Source organism: Sorangium sp. So ce834 (assembly GCF_051521425.1).
GTDB lineage: Bacteria > Myxococcota_A > Polyangia > Polyangiales > Polyangiaceae > Sorangium > Sorangium cellulosum_D.
This window is the reverse complement of the sequence record NZ_CP150351.1, coordinates 13,382,490-13,400,181: the sequence shown is the minus strand read 5'-3', so window position 1 is coordinate 13,400,181 and position 17,692 is coordinate 13,382,490. Positions and strand designations below refer to the sequence as shown.

General features: G+C 74.1%; 12 protein-coding genes. 8 read left to right on the top strand and 4 right to left on the bottom strand.

Translation table 11 applies throughout. The features are described from left to right. Nucleotides 1-309 precede the first annotated feature (309 nt). Nucleotides 310-1,200, top strand: a complete 891-nt coding sequence (locus WMF20_RS49055; RefSeq protein WP_437608913.1) for a DUF4142 domain-containing protein — start codon at nucleotides 310-312, stop codon at nucleotides 1,198-1,200. Between the two features lie 98 nt (nucleotides 1,201-1,298). On the opposite strand, the gene WMF20_RS49050 is transcribed toward WMF20_RS49055, so the two are convergent. Continuing rightward, on the bottom strand, nucleotides 1,299-1,967 hold the full coding sequence (locus WMF20_RS49050) for a hypothetical protein (protein ID WP_020741980.1): 669 nt from the start codon (nucleotides 1,965-1,967) through the stop codon (nucleotides 1,299-1,301). Nucleotides 1,968-2,162: 195 nt separating this feature from the next. On the opposite strand from WMF20_RS49050, the gene WMF20_RS49045 reads away from it, so the two are divergent. From WMF20_RS49045 to WMF20_RS49035, 3 genes are all read left to right on the top strand, one after another. Continuing rightward, on the top strand, nucleotides 2,163-3,410 hold the full coding sequence (locus tag WMF20_RS49045) for a hypothetical protein (protein ID WP_437608911.1): 1,248 nt from the start codon (nucleotides 2,163-2,165) through the stop codon (nucleotides 3,408-3,410). Then, entirely contained in the window at nucleotides 3,407-4,447 is a 1,041-nt protein-coding gene (locus tag WMF20_RS49040) for a tetratricopeptide repeat protein (protein WP_437608909.1), read from the top strand. Before WMF20_RS49045 ends, WMF20_RS49040 begins: the two co-directional genes overlap by 4 nt. 261 nt (nucleotides 4,448-4,708) lie before the next feature. Beyond that, entirely contained in the window at nucleotides 4,709-5,803 is a 1,095-nt protein-coding gene (locus tag WMF20_RS49035) for a hypothetical protein (protein ID WP_437608907.1), read from the top strand. A 37-nt stretch (nucleotides 5,804-5,840) separates the two neighbouring features. Here WMF20_RS49035 and WMF20_RS49030 read toward each other — a convergent pair whose 3' ends face one another. Next, nucleotides 5,841-6,683, bottom strand: a complete 843-nt coding sequence (locus tag WMF20_RS49030; RefSeq protein WP_437608905.1) for a Uma2 family endonuclease — start codon at nucleotides 6,681-6,683, stop codon at nucleotides 5,841-5,843. A 450-nt stretch (nucleotides 6,684-7,133) separates the two neighbouring features. Here WMF20_RS49030 and WMF20_RS49025 point away from each other — a divergent pair, with 450 nt between their 5' ends. Together WMF20_RS49025 and WMF20_RS49020 are read left to right on the top strand one after the other, a co-directional pair. Then, nucleotides 7,134-8,993 carry a hypothetical protein gene (locus WMF20_RS49025; protein WP_437608903.1) on the top strand — a complete coding sequence of 620 codons (1,860 nt, stop codon included), beginning with the start codon at nucleotides 7,134-7,136 and terminating at the stop codon, nucleotides 8,991-8,993. Between the two features lie 291 nt (nucleotides 8,994-9,284). Continuing rightward, on the top strand, nucleotides 9,285-11,747 hold the full coding sequence (locus WMF20_RS49020; RefSeq protein ID WP_437608901.1) for a beta-propeller domain-containing protein: 2,463 nt from the start codon (nucleotides 9,285-9,287) through the stop codon (nucleotides 11,745-11,747). 71 nt (nucleotides 11,748-11,818) lie between these two features. Here WMF20_RS49020 and WMF20_RS49015 read toward each other — a convergent pair whose 3' ends face one another. Then, a complete protein-coding gene (locus WMF20_RS49015) occupies nucleotides 11,819-12,547 on the bottom strand; it encodes a glutathione S-transferase family protein (RefSeq protein ID WP_437608899.1) in 729 nt (242 codons plus the stop codon). An 82-nt stretch (nucleotides 12,548-12,629) separates the two neighbouring features. Between WMF20_RS49015 and WMF20_RS49010 the strand changes: the two genes are divergently transcribed. Next, entirely contained in the window at nucleotides 12,630-13,334 is a 705-nt protein-coding gene (locus tag WMF20_RS49010) for a helix-turn-helix transcriptional regulator (RefSeq protein ID WP_437608897.1), read from the top strand. Between the two features lie 14 nt (nucleotides 13,335-13,348). Here WMF20_RS49010 and WMF20_RS49005 read toward each other — a convergent pair whose 3' ends face one another. Next, nucleotides 13,349-14,932 (bottom strand): hypothetical protein, encoded by a 1,584-nt coding sequence (locus WMF20_RS49005; RefSeq protein WP_437608895.1) that lies wholly within the window; start codon nucleotides 14,930-14,932, stop codon nucleotides 13,349-13,351. A gap of 265 nt (nucleotides 14,933-15,197) precedes the next feature. Here WMF20_RS49005 and WMF20_RS49000 point away from each other — a divergent pair, with 265 nt between their 5' ends. After that, the gene (locus WMF20_RS49000) at nucleotides 15,198-17,657 is read left to right on the top strand and encodes a substrate-binding domain-containing protein (RefSeq protein WP_437608893.1); all 2,460 of its coding nucleotides are present in this window, start codon (nucleotides 15,198-15,200) and stop codon (nucleotides 17,655-17,657) included. Nucleotides 17,658-17,692: the final 35 nt, after the last annotated feature.

Sequence of the window (17,692 nt, the reverse complement as noted above, 5' to 3'; positions counted from 1 at the left end):
GGCACATCGCCGATCGCCCGACAGCGCCGCTCCCCTGCCCCTGGCGACCTCCCGTGACCACGCGGGCGCCGCCGCCCGGGCAGCGCCCTCGTCCGTTCAGCCACATCGAGAGGTGGCACCCGCGCGCCGGTCCGTCGCGCGACGCCGACGATTCAGCCGATCCTGTGCGCTCGTGAGCATCATCGATTTGATGGCTTTCGCGCTTGCATATCCCCAGAGCCGTTCAAGATAGGTGACGGGGCGGGCCAGGCATCACCGCCAAGCGCTCAAGCGCCGGCGCCGCTTCCGTCATTGACATGGGGGGGAAGTATGAAGTTTCGAATCGACTCTCTTCGTTTTGCATCGATTGCAGCCCTGGCGCTCGTGGGGACCAGCGCCTGCTCCGTCGCTGCGGGAGACGACGGCCTCGCAGCGGCGGACCAGGACAGCGCGGAAGAGGCGGTCGAATCCGCGTCGCAGGCCTTCACGCTCTCGGTCCCGGAGCTCGCCTCGGTGTTCGACGCCTTCGACGCGCTCCAGATCGCAGAGGCGCAGATCGCCCTGACCCGCGCGACCGACGCGTACGTCCTCGAGCTCGCCCAGGAGCTGCTCAATCACCACACCGCCGCGAACCAGCAGCTCCTGGCCGCGCTCGGGCAGCTGGGCGTGACGCCGGCCGACAACGCGATCAGCCGGGCGCTGGTCGAGCAGGGCGCGTCGGATGGACAGATGCTCGAAGGGCTCAGCGGCCGCACCTTCGACTGGACGTACGTCAACCTCCAGATCGTCCGGCACCAGGAGTTCCTGGCCCATCTCAAGGAGCAGATCGCCTTCGTCGGACCCGAGCTGCACCCGGGGATCTCCCACCTCATCCCCGGTATCCGGGAGGCCACGTCGCGGCACCTCTCGTTCGCCATGTCGCTCGTCTCGCTCCTCGGTACCCCGTACGTCTCGGAGAACGGCAATCCGCCGCGCTCGCCGTACTACGGCAACGGCGCCCCGTATTACGGCAACACGCCGTATTACGGCGGCGGCGCCCCGTATTACGGCAACGGCGCGCCGTCCTACGGCAACGGCGCGCCGTCCTACGGCCCCGTCTACTACGGCCCCAACGGGCCTTACATGCCGGCCTACCCGCCCTACGGCGGTTACGGGCGCAGCGCGTCGTTCGGCTCCGGCACGAGCAGCCCGTATCCCCCGTCTCCCGGCGATCGCCCGTGAGCCGTCGCAGGGCGCCGGCGCCGCCCGCGCCGGACGCCCTCTGACGAGCTGCGGCGCCGACCGGACCGCCGCTCCGTCGAGGAGACGGGCGCGGCGCGCTACAGCCGGCGCCGCGCCCGGCCGCGGTCCGGGATGACGCCGTGGATCTCCGCCTCGGTGAAGCCGGCGGCCTTGTAGAGGCGCTTCAGGTGCACGAGCTCGATGTGCGCGCTCTTCGCCACCGCGGCGCGGATGCGATCGAGCACGCTCAGCCGCTCGAGCGGGAGCCGGGTCGCCTCGACCGTCGAGCGCAGCGCCGCGGCCGCCGATTTCACCTCGGCCGCCGCCGCCTGCGCCTTGTCCAGGCTGAGCTTGGGGTGGATCCCCGAGCCGAGCAGCTGCGCGAGCACCTCCAGCCGATCCGGCTGCCCCGTGATGTCGCCGTCCTCGTAGTCGGCGAAATACGCCGCGCCGCCGGGGAACAGGATCGACAGCGCAGGATCCGCGGAGGGGCGGCCCACGGCGTTCCAGACGTCGTCGGCGACCTTGCCGAGCGCGTCGTCGGCGCGCGCGGACTCGGCCTCCACCTTGGCGAGCAGCGGCTCCGCCTCGGACCGCGCGGCGTTGCGCTGGGCCTCGACGCCGTCGAAGAGCGTCAGCACGGGCACGAGCCGCTGCTCGGCGAGCTCCCGGAGGGACCCCCCCTTCGCAGAAGCGCTCTGGAGCGTCGCGCGCACGTCACCGATGATGTCGTCCGCCGGCGCATCCTTGCGAATCACCTCGCCCATGATGTCGATCCTCCTCTGGCCTCACGAGGCGCCAAGGCTGCGGAGTCCAGCGAAGCACGACCCGCGAACGCCCCCCGTCGGCGCTGTCACCTCGGGCACCATAACGGACCATCGCCCGCCCGATCAACCGGATCGCAGCCCGCCGACGCCGGCCCGACGTGGGCCTCCGGGGCGCGTCGCTGGTACACTCCGGCCGTGCACCCCGGCCCGCTGTCGCTCACGGCCCTGCTCGCCTTCCCGCTCGCCTTCCCGCTCACCGCCCACGCCGGTCAGGCGGGCGGCGAGCTCGTCGCAGCGGCGGCGGCGGCGGGGCGGCCGCCCGAGTGCTCGGCGCGGTCCAGCCGGGCCATCGCGCGGGGCCCCACGGTCTGGGAGCGCGCGCGCGCGCCGGAGCTCCCGCGCTACTGCGACCTGCTCGCGCGCGGCCAGGCGCAGCTCGGCAGCAACCCGGAGGCCGCGCGCGAGGCGGCGCACCTCGCCGACCAGCTCCTCCCGGGGCACGCCGCGCCGCAGGTGCTGCTCGCCCGCGCCGCGCTCGCCCTCGGCTCCCCCGAGGACGCGGGGCGCGCCTTCGATCGCGCGCGGGGCATCGACCCGCGCAGCGTCGAGGATCCGCACACGATGCACGATCTCGCCCGGTCGCTCGCCCGCACCGGCAAGCGCGACGAGGCGATCGCCATCTACCGCGCGCTCGTCCCGCGCATCGACCTGCTCGGCACCGCCGATCAGCGCGCGCTCGTGCTGCTCGAGGCGGCGCACCTCTCCATGGCCGCCGCCGGCGCGGCCGCGAAGCCGCCGTCCGGCGCGGCCGCGGGGGGCGCCCGCGGCGACCTCGACGAGGCGATCGCCTACCTGCGCGAGGCGCGCCAGCGCGCGCAGACGCAGCTCGCCCGCGACGTCACGCTGTCGCTCGCGCTCGCGCTGGACCGCGCCGGCGACAAGGCCCAGGCCGACGCCGCGCTCGAGGGTGAGGCGGCCGACGCGGGCGCCGGGGGCGACCCCCGCGCCCAGGCGGCCGCGCGCGCCCGCGCCGAGGCCGCCCGCGCCCGCGCGGCCGACCACCGCGCCGAGGCGGCGGCGCGGGCGCGCGCGGCCGACCAGCACGCCGGCGCGGCCGCCCGCGAGCACGCCGCCGACGATCTCGCCAGCGCGACGGCGCGCCTGCGCACCGTCGGCTACCTCGCGGTCCCGGAGGACAGGCTCGCCCTCGAGGCGCTCGCGCTGGAGCGGACCATGGCGGCCGCGGCGATCGCGCGCTGGGAGGCGTACCTGTCGGGCGCCGGCGGCCAGGGGCCGTGGGCCGGGGCGGCGCGCGCGCGCCTCGACGCGCTCCGGAGAGGCGCCGGCGGCGGGGGCCAGCGGCCCGCGCGCGCCGCGGCGACGGGGGCGGCCGGGCGCGCGATGGCCCCCGCGCCCGGCCCGGGCGCAGGGGGCGCGCGATGAGCCAGGGGCCGCGCCTGCGCCGGCGGCCTCGCTCGCCCCGGCGGGCCCGCCTGCCCGGCGTCGCGGCGCTCCTCGCGCTCGCGCTCGCGGCGGCGCCCCTCCGCGCGGCGCCGACCGTCTGGTCCCGCGCGCTGGATCCCGCGGCCGACGAGCGCGCTGCGCTCATCTCCCAGGCCGACGCGCTCCTCGCCCGGTACGACCGGCTCCGGCGCTCGCCGCTCCTCGAGCGGGTCGATGAGATCGGCCCGCTCTGGCTGCGCGAGGCGCGCACCCTGTACGAGCGCGCCGGCGCGCCGACCTCGCGCGATCCGTCGGTGCGGCTGCGCTACGCCGACATCCTGGAGCACCTCGGCGACGTGGAGGGCGCGGTCGCGACGCTCGAGGGGCTCTTGCGCGCCCAGCCGCCGGCGCCCTCCCGGGCCGACGCGTGGCACGCGCTCGCGGTCTGCTATGCGCGGCTCGGCAGGTACACCGAGGAGATCAAGGCGTACGACGAGGCGCTCGCGCTCGAGCCGCACGCCGCGTCGCGGGCGCTCTTGCTGGCCAACCAGGCCGAGGCGTACATGGCGCTCGGCGACATCACCGCCGCGGTCGAGGGCTACCGCGCGGCGCTCTCGACGCTCGGGTCGCTCGACATGTTCCGCTACGGCGTGACCACGCTCTGGGGGCTCGCCGTGGCGCTCGACCGGTCGGGCGACCTGGAGGGCGCCGTCGAGCACATCCGGCTCGCGAGGACCTACGACCGGAACGACCAGCAGATCAACGGCGCCGGCTGGTTCTACGTGCCCCCGTACGACGAGGCCTGGTACGCCGCGCTCGGCCACTGGGCCGCGGCGCGGAGCGCCGAGCTCGGCGCCGCGCGCGCGGAGGCCTACCTGCAGGCCGTGGCTGCGTGGGAGTCGTACATCGCGCGCGCCCCCGGGAACGACCACTGGGTGGCGCTGGCCAAGGCGCGGCGCGCGCAGTGCGATCGGGAGCGGGAGCAGACGATGAAGCGCCTGCGCAAGCCCGCGCCCGCGGCGCCGCTGCGGCGCTGACCCGCGGCGCTGTGCTGGGCGGCGCGCCGCGGTCCGGTCGCGCTCGCGCCGCGCTTCCGGCCGCCCCCGCAGGTGCTTCCGGGAGTTCCTGCACGTCGCCTCCGGTCGCGCTCCGATCGCACCGCAGCGGACGCGCGTCGCGCCGCGGCGGGATGCGAGGACGCCCCTTTACGACCCCGCCCGGCGGGTTCACCTTAGCGTGGTCGCCCTCGCGCGCGGGGGCGGCGCCGGCCAGCTCACCCCGAACGGAGATCCGTCGAGATGCGCGACTCGGTGTTCAATGAGCCCGTGCTCTGGTCCGGACGCCCCAAGGTCGTCGCGACGCCGCTGCTCTACGTCGTGGGCGCGACGGTCTGCGGCGTGACCTCCGCGATCAGCACGGCGTCCGCCATCGTCGTGAGCAAGGCGCTCGGCGCGTCGCCGACCCAGCTGCTCGCCTTCGCGGCCTGGATGGCGAGCCTGGCGGTGGCGTTCAGCTACCTGCCGCGCTGGTGGCGCTCGGAGCTCGAGTACCTGCTCACCGACCGGCACATCGTGGTGCAGCGCGGGAAGCTCCGGCGCTCCATCGAGCGGCGGTCGATCAGCTACGCGCGCATCCACTGGCACCCGAAGCACCCCGGCGTGGGCGACCTCGAGCTCGTGAGGGCGGTGCCCACGGGCGCCCTCCGGCGGCGGCTGTCGATCGTGCTCAACGGCGTCGTGGCCCCGGATCGCGTCTGGGCCATCCTGCGGGGCGTCGTCCCCTCGGCGCCCGCGGGCGACGGTCACCGGCTGCTCTCGCAGCGCCTCGACGAGGGCGAGCGGGTGCTCTGGTCGGCGCACCCGGCCGACGGCTGGCACAAGTGGCTCCCGAACGGCCTGCGCGGGGTCGGCTCGGTGCTGCTCGGCGTGCTCCTCGGCGGCTTCGCCGTGGTCACGGCGGTGCACGCCGTGCGGAGCATCCGCATCGTGACCGCGGCGGGCATGGATCCGGAGAGCGTCTCGTTCGTGGCGCTCGTCGCCTCGCTCTCGCTCACGATCGTGCTGCTCGTCGCCGCGGGCGCGGCGATGCTCTACATGTCGGTGGTGCGCCCGGCGCGGCTCGCGGCGCGGACGCGGTACCTCATCACCGACCGGCGCGTGCTCATCCAGCGGGGCGACGAGGAGCTGCACCTCGATCGCTCGCGCATCGTCGACGTGATCGACGCGCCGGGCGCCGGGGGCCTCCGCGACGTGTTCCTCGTGCTCGACGGCCCCCGCGCCCGCGCCGTGGCGGCGAGCGGCGCCTTCGGCGAGGCCCCGGGCGCCGGCCTCCAGCCGGTGCTGCACCGGGTCACGGACGTGGAGTCGGTGCGGCAGATCTTGCGGCCGGCGTAGCGCCCGCCTCGGCGCCAGCGCGCGCCGGCGAGCGCGATCAGCGGCGCGTGACCCGGGCCTCCAGATCGCGCACGCGCGCCTCGAGCTCGCGCACGCGCGCCTCGGCGGCGGCGCGGGCGCGCTGCTCGGCGACGCGGGCGCGCTGCTCCTGGGCGCGCGCCTCGCCCTCGGCGCGGAGGGCCTCCTCCTCGGCGGGCACGAGATCGGTCGCGCGGGAGGTCCGCGCGACGCGCAACGTCGGGTGCGGGCCGTCCTTCAGCACGACGACGTGCGCGTCGAACGCCTCGATCCAGAGGGGATCGGCGCCGGCGTGGACGCGCAGGTAGGTGCCGTCCGGATCGCGGCGGTAGAGCTGGAGCGGCACCCGCTCCTCGGAGAGCGGCGCGCGGGCCGAGGCCGCCTCGGGATCGAAGAGCAGCAGCTCGGGGCAGCCGAGCTGCCAGTACTTGGCCGGCGCGACCTCGTACGCCCGGCGATAGTCGCCCGTGACGATCTCCAGCGCGAACCGCGGCGGGCGGTGGCCCGGCAGCCACGTCTGCCACTGCCGCGGCAGCGGCGGCAACGGGCGGTGATCGAGGACGTAGAGGTCGGGCATGACGCGCACCAGCGGCTCGGCCCGCACCCAGGCGAAGGCGTGGTCGGTGCCGGCGTACCAGTCGACCCACCCGCGCTCGCGCGCGAGCTGCGCGAGCACCGAGAGCAGCAGGCGGACGATCCCGGACCGCTCGGCCTTGCCGTGACGCTCGGCGTCGTCGGGCAGGTACCAGCCGGACCAGTCGATCGCGGCGCTGGCCTCCTCGGGCGACAGATCGCGGAGCACGAGCGCGCGGGGCGGCCGCCGGGGGCTGAGCGGGTACCCGATGCGGTTCGGCGAGGCCACGCGGGGAAACTAGCACCCCGGCACGTCCCGCGGGAACGCAGCGGCGCGCCGGATGCGCCGGATGCGCCGGATGCGCCGGCGTCGCCGGATGCGGACGCCTCACGACCACCGGCGCGCTCCGCCGGGCGCCTCGTCGGGCGACATGCGCCGCCCGCGGAGCGCCCCCTGCGCGCCCTCATCAGGCGACATGTACCCGCGACTCGCTTGACAGGGGAAAAGGTTTCATGTCTTCCTACCTGCCCAGAGCTTTCTTTACATCCTTCACGCCGGGAAGCGCGTCGCGCTGAGCGATCTCGCGATCTGCGGTTGGCCCCCGCTGGAGCCCAGCGCGACGAAACAGCAGCACCACGGTGATCGCGCAACCATCGCGGCTGCCCGGATCCGGGCGCGCCGAGCCGCGTGGTCGTCCGGGCGAATCGAGCCCTGAGCGCGCGCACGGAGGAACTTAAAATGAGAACCTTACAACATCGGATCGAGACTCTATTTGTCGGCGTCGGCGCTGCCTTCATCGGCGCTGCCTTCGTGGTCGCCTGCTCGTCAGGTCCGGGTGGCTCCCCGCAGCAGGGCCAGGGCACCGGCGGCTCGGGCGGGGCGCCGGACGAGTTCGGCGCGGGGACGGGGAACATCTTCGACGTGGGCAGCGGCGGCCCCGTCGAGCCGCCCCCCTGCGAGGTCTGCGAGGACTTCCCCGCGGCCCCGGTGCTCGACGACGCCGGGACGCCGCCGCCGGCCAACGCGCCCGAGCTGTTCGGCGCCCCGGGCAGCGGCGCGCCGGGCGGGCCGTGCCTCGCCGAGCCGGAGATCGGGGCGCTCTTCCCGAACAACTGGCTGCGGCCGAGGTTCCGGTGGACCGCGCCCGAGGGGCAGGACCTGTTCGAGATCCGCGTGCACGCCGACCGGGAGAAGAACGACCTGGTCGTCTACACGACGAACCGAGAGTGGAAGATGCCCAAGGACATGTGGGAGAAGCTGGCGTCGCATGTCCGGAACGAGCCGATCACCCTCACGATCCGCTCGGTGTCGACGAGCGCGCCGGGCGCGCCGCTCCTCGGCACCTCCGGGCCGATCACCATCGCGCCGGCGCCGGCCGGCGGCAGCATGGTGTACTGGGCGGCAATCGGCGAAGGGCCCGCGGACGCGTGGCTGGCCGGGTTCGGGGTGGGCGAGGAGGGCGTCGTCGACGCGCTCAAGGTCGAGCAAGTGCAGCAGGGCGGCCGCAGGACCGAGAACGGCGGCCTCCGGAACGACGGCGCGGTGAGGTGCATCGGGTGCCACACGTCGACGCCCGACGGCGAGTCCGTCATCTTCACGGATCACTGGCCGTGGGGGCTCGCCATCGCCTCCGTGCAGAAGGACTCCGTGGGCGAGGTCCCCTCGTACGTCACGCCGGGCGGCTCCGAGGCGATGAGCCAGGCCTGGCTCGGCGCGCCCAGGATGTCGCCGGCGCACTTCTCCCCGGGAGACCGGATCGTCGTCACCTCCTATGGCCGGGATCGCGGCACGGTCTGGGACGGCCAGTCGTACAGCGCCATGCCGAACGCGCGCCTCGCGTGGTTCGACCTGGAGTCGCCGGTGCCGACCTACCCGCTCGACGCCAACCCCAACCTGGTCAAGGAAGAGATGGCGGCCGCGGAGGGGACCGCATACGGCTTCATCGCGCGCGAGGGCGACACGCGCGGAGCGCTGATGCCGGACTGGAGCCACGACGGCGACACCATCGTTTACGTGTCCACCGACGCCGGCAAGGACGGGCGGATCGCCGCCGGGGCCGGGGATCTCTACACGGTGCCTTACAACGACCGGCAGGGCGGCGCGGCGACGCCGCTAGAGGGCGCCGCGGAGCCGGCGTTCAACGAGTATTACCCGGCCTTCTCGCCCGACGACCGGCTGATCGCGTTCAACCGGACGCCGAGCCCGGGGGAGATGTACTATAACCCCGCGTCCGACATCTACGTGATCCCCGCGGCCGGCGGCGCGGCGACGCGGCTCGCGGCCAACGACCCGCCGGCCTGCGTCGGCGTCACGAGCCCGGGAATCCACAACAGCTGGCCCAGGTGGTCGCCGGAGGCCACGACCGTCGACGGCAAGACCTATTACTGGGTCATCTTCTCGTCGTCCCGCGACGGCTACACCCTCCAGAAGGACCCGCAGAAGAAGGCGTCCCAGCTCTACGTGACCGGCGTCGTCGTGGAGGGCACGACGGTGCACACGTACCCGTCGATCTATCTCTGGAACCAGACCAGGAACACGAGCAACCACACGCCCGCATGGGACGTGTTCAAGATCCCCCCCGCGCCCGTCCCCCTCTGACGCCGCGCGCAGGCATCCCCGCCGGGAGAGCGAGCCCCCGCCGCCCTCGGACACATGCCCCGCACGGCGCGTCCGTCCGGGCCCAATGAACATCCGCCTCATCGCGTGTTGGCGGAAATAGCCAGTTACGCCACCCACCCATGGCACACGTGTGCCAGGCGGCCCCCGCCAGCGCATGCATGTCGTGCTTCCCGCGGCGGGGCGGGCCGTGCGCGCGCGAGAATCGCCGCGTTTCGCGGTGAACCGCGCGAGCGAGCGGCTGGCGCGGGCCTTGCGACGCCGGCGGGCACCATGCGAACCCACCGCGCCCATTCCTCCCTCTGGCTTCTCCTAGCAACAGGCCTCCTCGCCGTCGGATGCGTCACGGAGCCCTCGTCCCCCGGACCCGATGAGAGCGCGTCGCAGCGCGCGGCGCTCCACCGGGCCCAGTCGTGCGACGACCTCGAAGCGCTGCTGAAGCAGGACGCGCTCGCCAAGATGAACGCCCAGATCGACGCCATGATCGCGAGCTACGGGGCGATCGGCGACGGCCGCGGCATCGGCTTCGGCGGCCCCGGCGTCGCCCTGCCCGGGGGGGCCGCGGACCCCACCGGCGTACCTTCCCCGACGCCGCCCCAGACCAACAGCCCCGAGGACTCGGCGGCGGGCGGCGAGAGCGATGCCCCGACCCACTCGGACACGAACACCCAGGTCGCCGGCGTCGATGAGGCCGATATCGTCAAGACCGACGGGAACAACATCTATATCCTGCACGACCAGAGCTTCTACACGCTGACCGCGTGGCCGGCGTCGTCGCTCGCGGTGGGCAGCTCGCTCGCGATCGAGGGCAGCCCGATCGAGATGTTCGTGGCAGGCGACAAGGCCGTCATCTATTCGTCGGTCAACGGGGCCTCGATCTACGAGAAGGCGGGCGTCGAGCCGCGGCCGGGATACTACGACTACAGGATCGACATCGGCATCGCCCTGCCCGGAGGCGCCGGCGCGCCCACCGTCACGCCGGGCAGCGGGCCGGCGCAGGACGATGCGCCGGCCCCCCCGGAGGGCTCCGGCACGCCGCCCAACGCGGGAGACGCCGGCGCGCCGCCGCCCAACCCGGGAGACGCCGACCCGCCGCCGGATGCCGACGACAGGCCCGCGGAGCCGCCGCCGGACGGCGACTCCGAGCCCACGCCGGCGGACGGCGCCCCGTCCCCCGATGAGCCGGTGACCGACGCGGCCCCGCCGCCCGACGTCTACGCCCCGCTCACCAAGCTCACCGTCCTGAGCCTCGCGGGCGGCGCCCCCAGCGTGGCCAGGGAGCTCTACTTCGAGGGCGGCTACGCCTCGGCGCGGCGCGCGGGCGAGGACGTCCGCACGGTGCTGACCGGCGGCGCCCACGGCCCCGCGCTCAGCTACTGGCCCACCGACCTCACCGCCTTCCCCGAGACCGCCGAGGCGTGGACCGCGGCGTTCGAGCAGCTCCGCGCCGAGAACACGGCGATCATCGAGGGGTCGTCGCTGTCGGCGTGGCTGCCGTACCGCTTCGAGAAGGAGGGGGAGACGGTCACGGAGCTCGGCGCGAGCTGCGCGGACTTCTACATCCCCGAGGCGGGCACGACGTCGTACGGCCTGACGCAGATCGAGTCGATCGACCTCGACGACCTCGACGAGGCGCCGGCGTCGACCTCGATCATCGGCGCGACCGACACCGTGTATTCGAGCCACGACGCCCTCTATGTCGCCGCGCGCGGCTGGCAGCAGCCGACGGCGCCCAGCGCGGTGAACGCGAGCACGGACGTCACGCACCTGCACAAGTTCGATCTGGTCGCCGACCCGAGCCAGCCCCGGTACGTCGCGTCGGGCTCGGTGCCCGGCCACATCCTCAACCAGTTCTCGCTCGACGAGCACAACGGCAAGCTCCGCGTCTCGACGACCGCCATGGTGCCCGGGACCGAGCGGTGGACGACCCGCAACGGCGTGTTCGTCCTCGAGGCGCAAGGGACCGAGCTGGCGCGCATCGGCGCCATCACCGACCTGGCCCCGGGCGAGCAGATCCGCTCGACCCGGTTCATCGGGGATCGCGGCTACGTGGTGACGTTCCTCCGGGTCGACCCGCTGTTCGTGCTCGATCTCTCCGACCCCGCGTCGCCCTCCGTCGCGGGCGAGCTCAAGATCCCCGGCTTCAGCGAGTACATGCACCCGCTCGACGACGGGCACCTGCTGGCGATCGGCAGGGACGGAGACGAGAGCGGCAGGGTGACCGGCCTGTCGCTGCAGATCTTCGACGTCACGAACCCGTCGGCGCCGGCGCTCCTGCACAAGGAGTCTCTCGATGGGGACTACGCGTTCTCCGAGGCCGAGTACAACCACAAGGCGTTCACGTACTACGATGAGCGCGACGTGCTCGCCTTCCCGGTCGTGAGCTACGACCGGGAGACCGGCGCGGTCGCGAGCGCGCTGGAGCTCTTCAACGTCGATATCGCCGGAGGGTTCAGCCACCTCGGCGCGGTCGACCACAGCGGCTTCTTCAGCGCGACGTCGGGGTGCTACTACTACGGCGGCGCCGACGTGAAGCGCGGCCTGTTCATCGAGGACTACGTCTACTCGATCTCGTACGGCGGCGTGCTCGTGAACGCGCTCGACGACCTCGCGACGCCGGTGGCGTCGCTGCCCCTGCCCGCCCCGACCTCGTGGGGGTACGGCTGCGACGGCAACGTCACCGAGCCCGCGCCGGGCGAGCCCGTGCCGACGCCGGGTCCGCGCGGCGAGGAGTAGCGCCGCGCCGCGGAGCGCAGGCCGCGGCGCCCCGCCCCTCGAACGGGGGCGCCGCGGCGGCGCCGCGGCGCTCAGGCCCCTTGCCGGGGCGCCTCCCACGGGTGATCCGGGTAGAACTCCCGCATGAGCCGCGCGGTGTACGCGACGAGGTTCGCGAAGCCCTCGGCCCTGCGCCGGAGCGGCGAGTCGAAGAACGGCGTGAGGATGCCGGCCAGCGCCGCGAAGGCCGTCGCGTCGACGCCCGCGGGGCGCCCGCCGAACAGGTACGACCTGTCCCCGAGCAGCGCCGAGAGCGCGGTCAGGGAGCGCACGCCGAGCGCGACGATCTCCTCGTCCGAGTGCCGCGCGACGCCGAGCGCGCGGTAGTTCTCGCGGACGCGCGCGAGGAGCTCCTCGCGCAGCTTCGGGCGCATCTCCTCCGGCGCGCCGTCGACGAAATGCGCCGGGCCCTTCTCGAAGTTCTCCGGGATGAGCCAGCGCGCGTACCCCGAGGTCGCGACGAAATGGTTCTCGAGCATGCGCTCGATGGCCCACGCCTCGGCGCGCTGCCGGGCGTCGAGGCCCGCGTCGAGATCCTTGCCGTACTTCCGCTCGAGGTGCTCGCGGATGAAGTGCGAGTCGGCGATGCGCGCGCCGTCGTCGTCGATGAAGGGGAGCTGCCCCTTCGGCGACAGGTCAGGCCGCGCGCGCTCCTTCCTGTAGGGCAGGCCGAGGAGCTTGAGCTGGACCTCGGTCTTCGTCACATAGGGGCTTGCTTCCGGCAAGCCGAACGTGGGGCCGAAGCCGTAGAGCGTGATCATGGGAATCTCCTGGAGCTTGGGTCCGCCGTGGACCTCGCTTGATGTAGACCCGCCCTGCTGACAACCTGGTGTCAGCATCCTCGTGCGGCGCGCCGATCGACTGTTCCAGATCCTTCAGATCCTGCGCCGGCAGCGGGCGCCGGTCACCGCGGCGGCGCTCGCCGAGGAGCTCGAGACGTCGAAGCGGACGGTGTACCGCGACGTGGCGGATCTCCTCGCCCAGCGCGTCCCGATCCGGGGCGAGGCCGGCACCGGCTACGTGCTCGAGCGCGGCTTCGACATGCCGCCGCTGATGCTCACGCCCGACGAGATCGAGGTCGCGGTCCTCGGCGCGCAGTGGGTCGCCCACCGCGGGGACGCCGCCCTGCGGAGGGCGGCGCAGGACCTCATCGCGAAGATCGCCGCGACGGTCCCCGAGCGGCTGCGCCCGCTCGTGCTCGATCCGGTGACGGGCACGCCCCCCGCGCTGGACCAGGTCCCCGACGCGCTCGACCTGGCCGAGGTGCGCGCGTCGATCCGCGCCGGCACGAAGATCTCGCTCCGCTACCGCGACGAGGCGGGCCGCGAGAGCGAGCGCGTCGTGTGGCCCGTCGTGGTGGGGTACCGCGAGTCGACGCGCCTGCTCGTGGCGTGGTGCGAGCTCCGCCAGGACTTCCGCTCCTTTCGCACCGATCGCGTGGTCGGCGCCACGTTCCTGCCGGAGCGCTACGGCGAGAAGCCGAGCGCGCTGCGCGCGCGGTGGCGCGCGACCCTGCCCGCGCGCGGCGAGCCGCGGAAGCGCGCGTAGCCTCGCCCGCCCGCTCAGCGCCCGAGCTTCGCGAGGAATGCGTCGCGGCCGCCCCGCCCCGCGAGCGGCCCGCCGCCGAAGTCGAGGACGCCGTCGAAGTAGCCGGTGAGGAGGACGTCCCCGCCCGGGTCGAACGCGACGTCCGTGGGCGTCTGGCTCTGCGCGTCGCCGAAGCGATCGCCCCACAGGGCGCGGCCGTCGGCGTCGAGCTCGACGAGGAAGACGTCCTCCTGCCCCGCGCTCTCGAGCCGCCCGCACGCGAGCTCGAGCGCGCCGCGGAAGAACCCGCCGACCGCCACGTTGCCGTCGGCGTCGGCGGCGATCGCCGTGCCGTCCTGCCGGAGCGCGCCGCCGAGGCGGCGGCTCCAGACGTGATGGCCCCTCGGGTCGAGCTTCAGGACGAACGCGTCGTTGTCGCCCGCGCTGCGGCGCGGTCCGCCGCCGAAATCGACGCTGCCGGTGAAGCCCCCGGTCACGAGGACGTTGCCCCACGGATCCACCGCGACGGCGGAGGCGTTCTGGCTGCCGGGATCTCCATAGCTCCGGCTCCAGACATGATGGCCGTCCGGATCGAGCTTGGCGACGAAGATGTCGGAGCTCCCGGCGCTCGGGAGCGGCCGGCCGCCGAAATCGAGGCCGCCGCCCAGGGAGAACCCCGCGAGGACGATGTTGCCCGCGCCGTCGACCGCGAGGCCCTCGCCGCGATCGATGTCCGCCGTGCCGAACCCCTTGCTCCAGAGGTGATCGCCGGAGGCGTCGAGCTTCGACACGAAGACATCCTCGTCGAACAGGCCTCCTGTGCTGACGAGCGGCGACGCTCCGCCGGAGAAGTCGAGGGAGCCTTCGAACGAGCCCGAGACGAGGACGTTGCCGGCGCCGTCCGCGGCGATGGCGCGCGGGAAGTGGCGCTCGTCGCCGGACGCGGCTCGGCTCCAGAGATGATTGCCGCCGGCGTCGAATTTCGCCACGAACGAGATCTGGAGTCCGTCGAAGGGGTTCATCAGCGAACCGCCGCCGAGATCGATGGGGTCGCGGAAGCCGCCCGCGAGCAGGATGCTGCCGTCCGCGTCGACGGCGACGGCAGACGCAAACGATGAGGGGGAGTCGAAGGCGCGGCTCCAGAGGAGGCCTCCGTCGGCGTCGAGCTTCGCGAGGAACGCCCCCGAGGCGGAGACAGGCCCGCCGCCGAAATCGACCGCGCCCGCGGCCGAGCCCGCGAGGACGATGTTCCCCGCGCCGTCGGCGGCGACCGAATACCCGATCTGCTCCCGTGCATCGCCGAACCGCCGGCTGAAGAGGTGGGCGGCGCCGGGACACGAGCGGTGGCACACGTAGCTCGCGGGCGGGCGCGTCGCGCGCGGAGCCTCGCGACACGCGGGCTCCGCGTCCTCCGCGCGGCACGGCGGCGACGCGGGCGCGCCGTGGCTCGGGACCGCGCCGTCCACGTCGCGGTGCGGCCTGCGAGGGGGGAAGGCGGCGTCCTCGACGTCCCCGGGGCCGCCCCGGCGGATCGTGGCGCAGGGCGGAGACGACGCCTCGGCGGGGATCGCGAAGAGCACAGGGAAGACGAGGAGGAGCTGAGGAACAGAACATCTCATGAGTTCTCCGGTGCCGGAGCGCGGCTGTCCGTTGCTATCGCACCGCGATCGTCGCCGATTCCGCCCAGCGCGCCGCCTCGGACGAGCCCGCTTCGCGCGGTCGGACGGCCTCGAGCGACCAGCGCGAAGCGCTCGACGCCCGCCGCGATTTCGAGCGCATGATGGGGCCGAGCCGGATGGATGGCTTGACAACGGACCGACCGATCGCGCCTGCTGGCACGATCCCCGCGCCGCGCTCCGCCGGTGGGGTGTAGGTCGAACACGCATGATCACCGGTCTGGACCTCTTCGCAGCGCTGCATCGCATTGTACAGGACGCCACGGACAGCCTGCCTGGAACGCGGCGCGGCAGCCTGCTGATCCGAGAGGGAGATCGCCTGATCTACCGGGCCGCCGTGGGCCTCGAGAGCCTGCTCTCAGGCCCGCTGCCGATCCCGTCGGACGCGGGGCCGGCCAGCGCGGTCTCTCGGCTCGATCCGGGCGACGGCGCGCGCGCGGCGGCGGCGGCGGCGTGGTACCGAGAGCACCTGCCGGGCGCGGTGGCGCTCGACTGGCTGCCAGCGGACGCGGTCGTGGTCCTCGCGCCGGTGTGCATGCGCGGGCGGCCGGTCGGCGTGCTCGCCATCGAGCAGCCGGCCGCGGAGCCGCTTTCGGACGAGCGCAGGGCCCGGCTGATGGCCCTGGCCGGCAGCGCCGGCGCGGCGCTGGAGCGGCGCGAGCTCTTCGACGACAAGGCGCGGTCGGCCCACGAGAACCGCGTGCTCGAGGAGGTGCTGAACGCGGTGGCCTCGCAGGCCAGCCCGCAGGAGCTCGTGGAGATCATCTCGAGCGGTATCAAGAGCGTGCAGCTGCGGCCGCAATGGAGCGCGGTGGAGCTCGCCCTTGTGGAGGACGACGCCTGCGGGGCCTCGCCCGCGAGCGAGCGCGGCGCGGCGCGTGAGCTCCGCGTCTACCGGGCGCCGCGGCGCGCGCCGGTGGCCTACTGGAACAACCTGCGGGAGGGCGCGCTCGTCGCGGGGCGCGCCCTCGGCGTCGGCGTGACCCACCGGTGCGGCAGCGCCGCCGGCGAGGCCGGCCAGCGCGCGCTCATCGACGAGGGCGTGCGCCGCGGGGTGAGCGGCATCGCCGTGGCGCCGGGCGACGCCGCGGCCCTCGAGCCGGCGATCCGGCGAGCGGCGGAGGCCGGGATTCCGGTGATCACGTTCGATACGCCGCCTGCCGAGGGCAGCAGGGCGCTGGCCTACGTCGGCACCGACAACGTGGCGGCCGGCCGGCTCGCCGGAGAGACGATGGCGCGGCTCCTCCCGGACGGCGGGGTCGTGGGCGCGCAGGTCTCGTCGCTCCGCGCCATGAACGGTCGCGATCGGGTCGCGGGGTTTGGCGCGGCGGTCTTCGGGAAGTCCATCTCGATGCGATCTCCGCTGGAGAACCATTACGATACTTCCGCGGCGATGCAGCTCGCCCTGGACGCCTTGCGCGAAGGAGGGCTGTCCGGCGCCTTCGGGGCTTGCGCCGAGAACGGCCCGGCCTGGGGCATGGCCGCGAGGGCCCTGGGGAGGGCGGGAGATCTCAAGATCGTGGCGTTCGATCTGATCCCGGAGACGATCGCGATGCTCCGGGAGGGCACCATCCATGCGGCCGTGGTCCAGCGCGAGCACGACATGGGCTATCGCGCCGTCGAGGTGCTCCACGACATGGTGTCGAGGGGGGTGGAGGCGACGCTGGCCGAGCTCCCGGCGGCGGGGCAGGCCGAGGATCGGCCCCTCCCGCGCTTCATCGACACCGGCGTGGACCTCGTGACCCTCGAGTCCACGCCCTGGTCTCGTCCGCTGTCGGAGCACCTGACCCTGGAGACGAGCCGCAAGTCCGCCAACCGGAGGCGCGGGGGCGCGGCGGTGGATCGCTCGCGCGAGTTCCTCGTCATCAGCCTGGATGCCGAGGAGCAGGGCCTCGCCGAGGGGCGCGCCCGGCTCGAGCGGGAGACCCTGGTCGGCCGGGTGCTGAGCGCCGGCCGGTCGGTCGTCGTCGACACGCTGGCGAGCGAGCACGACCGCTGGCCGGATGTCGTCGAGGCGCGCCGGAAGGGCAGCCGCACGCGGGCCGGCGTCCCGCTGCTCGCCCGGGGGGTCGCGCTCGGCGTCCTGGTCCTCGACAGCGCGCGCCACGCGGCGTGCTCGCCCGAGGACCTCGGGCTGATCGAGCGCATCGCCGACACCCTGGCGGTGGCGCTCGAGAATGCGCAGCTCGTCCGCCGCATCACCGAGCGGACCCAGGAGCTCGAGCAGGCGAACCGGCAGCAGGCGGCGCTGCTCAGCACGATCCATGAGCTCTCCAGCCCGGTCGTCCCGGTCGCGCGCCATATCGTGGTGATGCCCATCGTCGGGGCAATGGACCGCCAGCGCTCGGGCCGCTTCCTCGAGTCGATGCTGCGGGAGATCTCCGAGCGGCACGCGCGCGTGGTGCTGATCGACGTGACGGGGATGGCGGCGGTGGACGCCGCGGCGGCGGATCACCTCATGACGGCGGCGCGGGCAGCGGGGCTGCTCGGGGCCGAGGTCGTGCTCGTCGGCATCGCGCCGGCGGCCGCGCGGCTGATGGTGGAGCAGGGGCTGGACCTCGGGGGCGTCGTCACCCGCTCGACCCTCGAGCTCGGGTTCGCCTACGCGCTGTCGAAGATGGGCGGCCGGCTCGTCTACGGCGGCTCGCCCCCCGCCGCGCGGCCGTGAGCCGCGCGCCGCAGCGCGCCCTCGGCCTCTCGGCG

Excerpts from the sequence above, each read along its gene's own strand:
- WMF20_RS49055 (WP_437608913.1), top strand. The coding sequence starts at position 310 with ATGAAGTTTCGAATCGACTCTCTTCGTTTTGCATCGATTGCAGCCCTG.
- WMF20_RS49050 (WP_020741980.1), bottom strand. The coding sequence starts at position 1,967 with ATGGGCGAGGTGATTCGCAAGGATGCGCCGGCGGACGACATCATCGGT.
- WMF20_RS49040 (WP_437608909.1), top strand. The coding sequence starts at position 3,407 with ATGAGCCAGGGGCCGCGCCTGCGCCGGCGGCCTCGCTCGCCCCGGCGG.
- WMF20_RS49035 (WP_437608907.1), top strand. The coding sequence starts at position 4,709 with ATGCGCGACTCGGTGTTCAATGAGCCCGTGCTCTGGTCCGGACGCCCC.
- WMF20_RS49025 (WP_437608903.1), top strand. The coding sequence starts at position 7,134 with ATGAGAACCTTACAACATCGGATCGAGACTCTATTTGTCGGCGTCGGC.
- WMF20_RS49020 (WP_437608901.1), top strand. The coding sequence starts at position 9,285 with ATGCGAACCCACCGCGCCCATTCCTCCCTCTGGCTTCTCCTAGCAACA.
- WMF20_RS49015 (WP_437608899.1), bottom strand. The coding sequence starts at position 12,547 with ATGATCACGCTCTACGGCTTCGGCCCCACGTTCGGCTTGCCGGAAGCA.
- WMF20_RS49005 (WP_437608895.1), bottom strand. The coding sequence starts at position 14,932 with ATGAGATGTTCTGTTCCTCAGCTCCTCCTCGTCTTCCCTGTGCTCTTC.
- WMF20_RS49000 (WP_437608893.1), top strand. The coding sequence starts at position 15,198 with ATGATCACCGGTCTGGACCTCTTCGCAGCGCTGCATCGCATTGTACAG.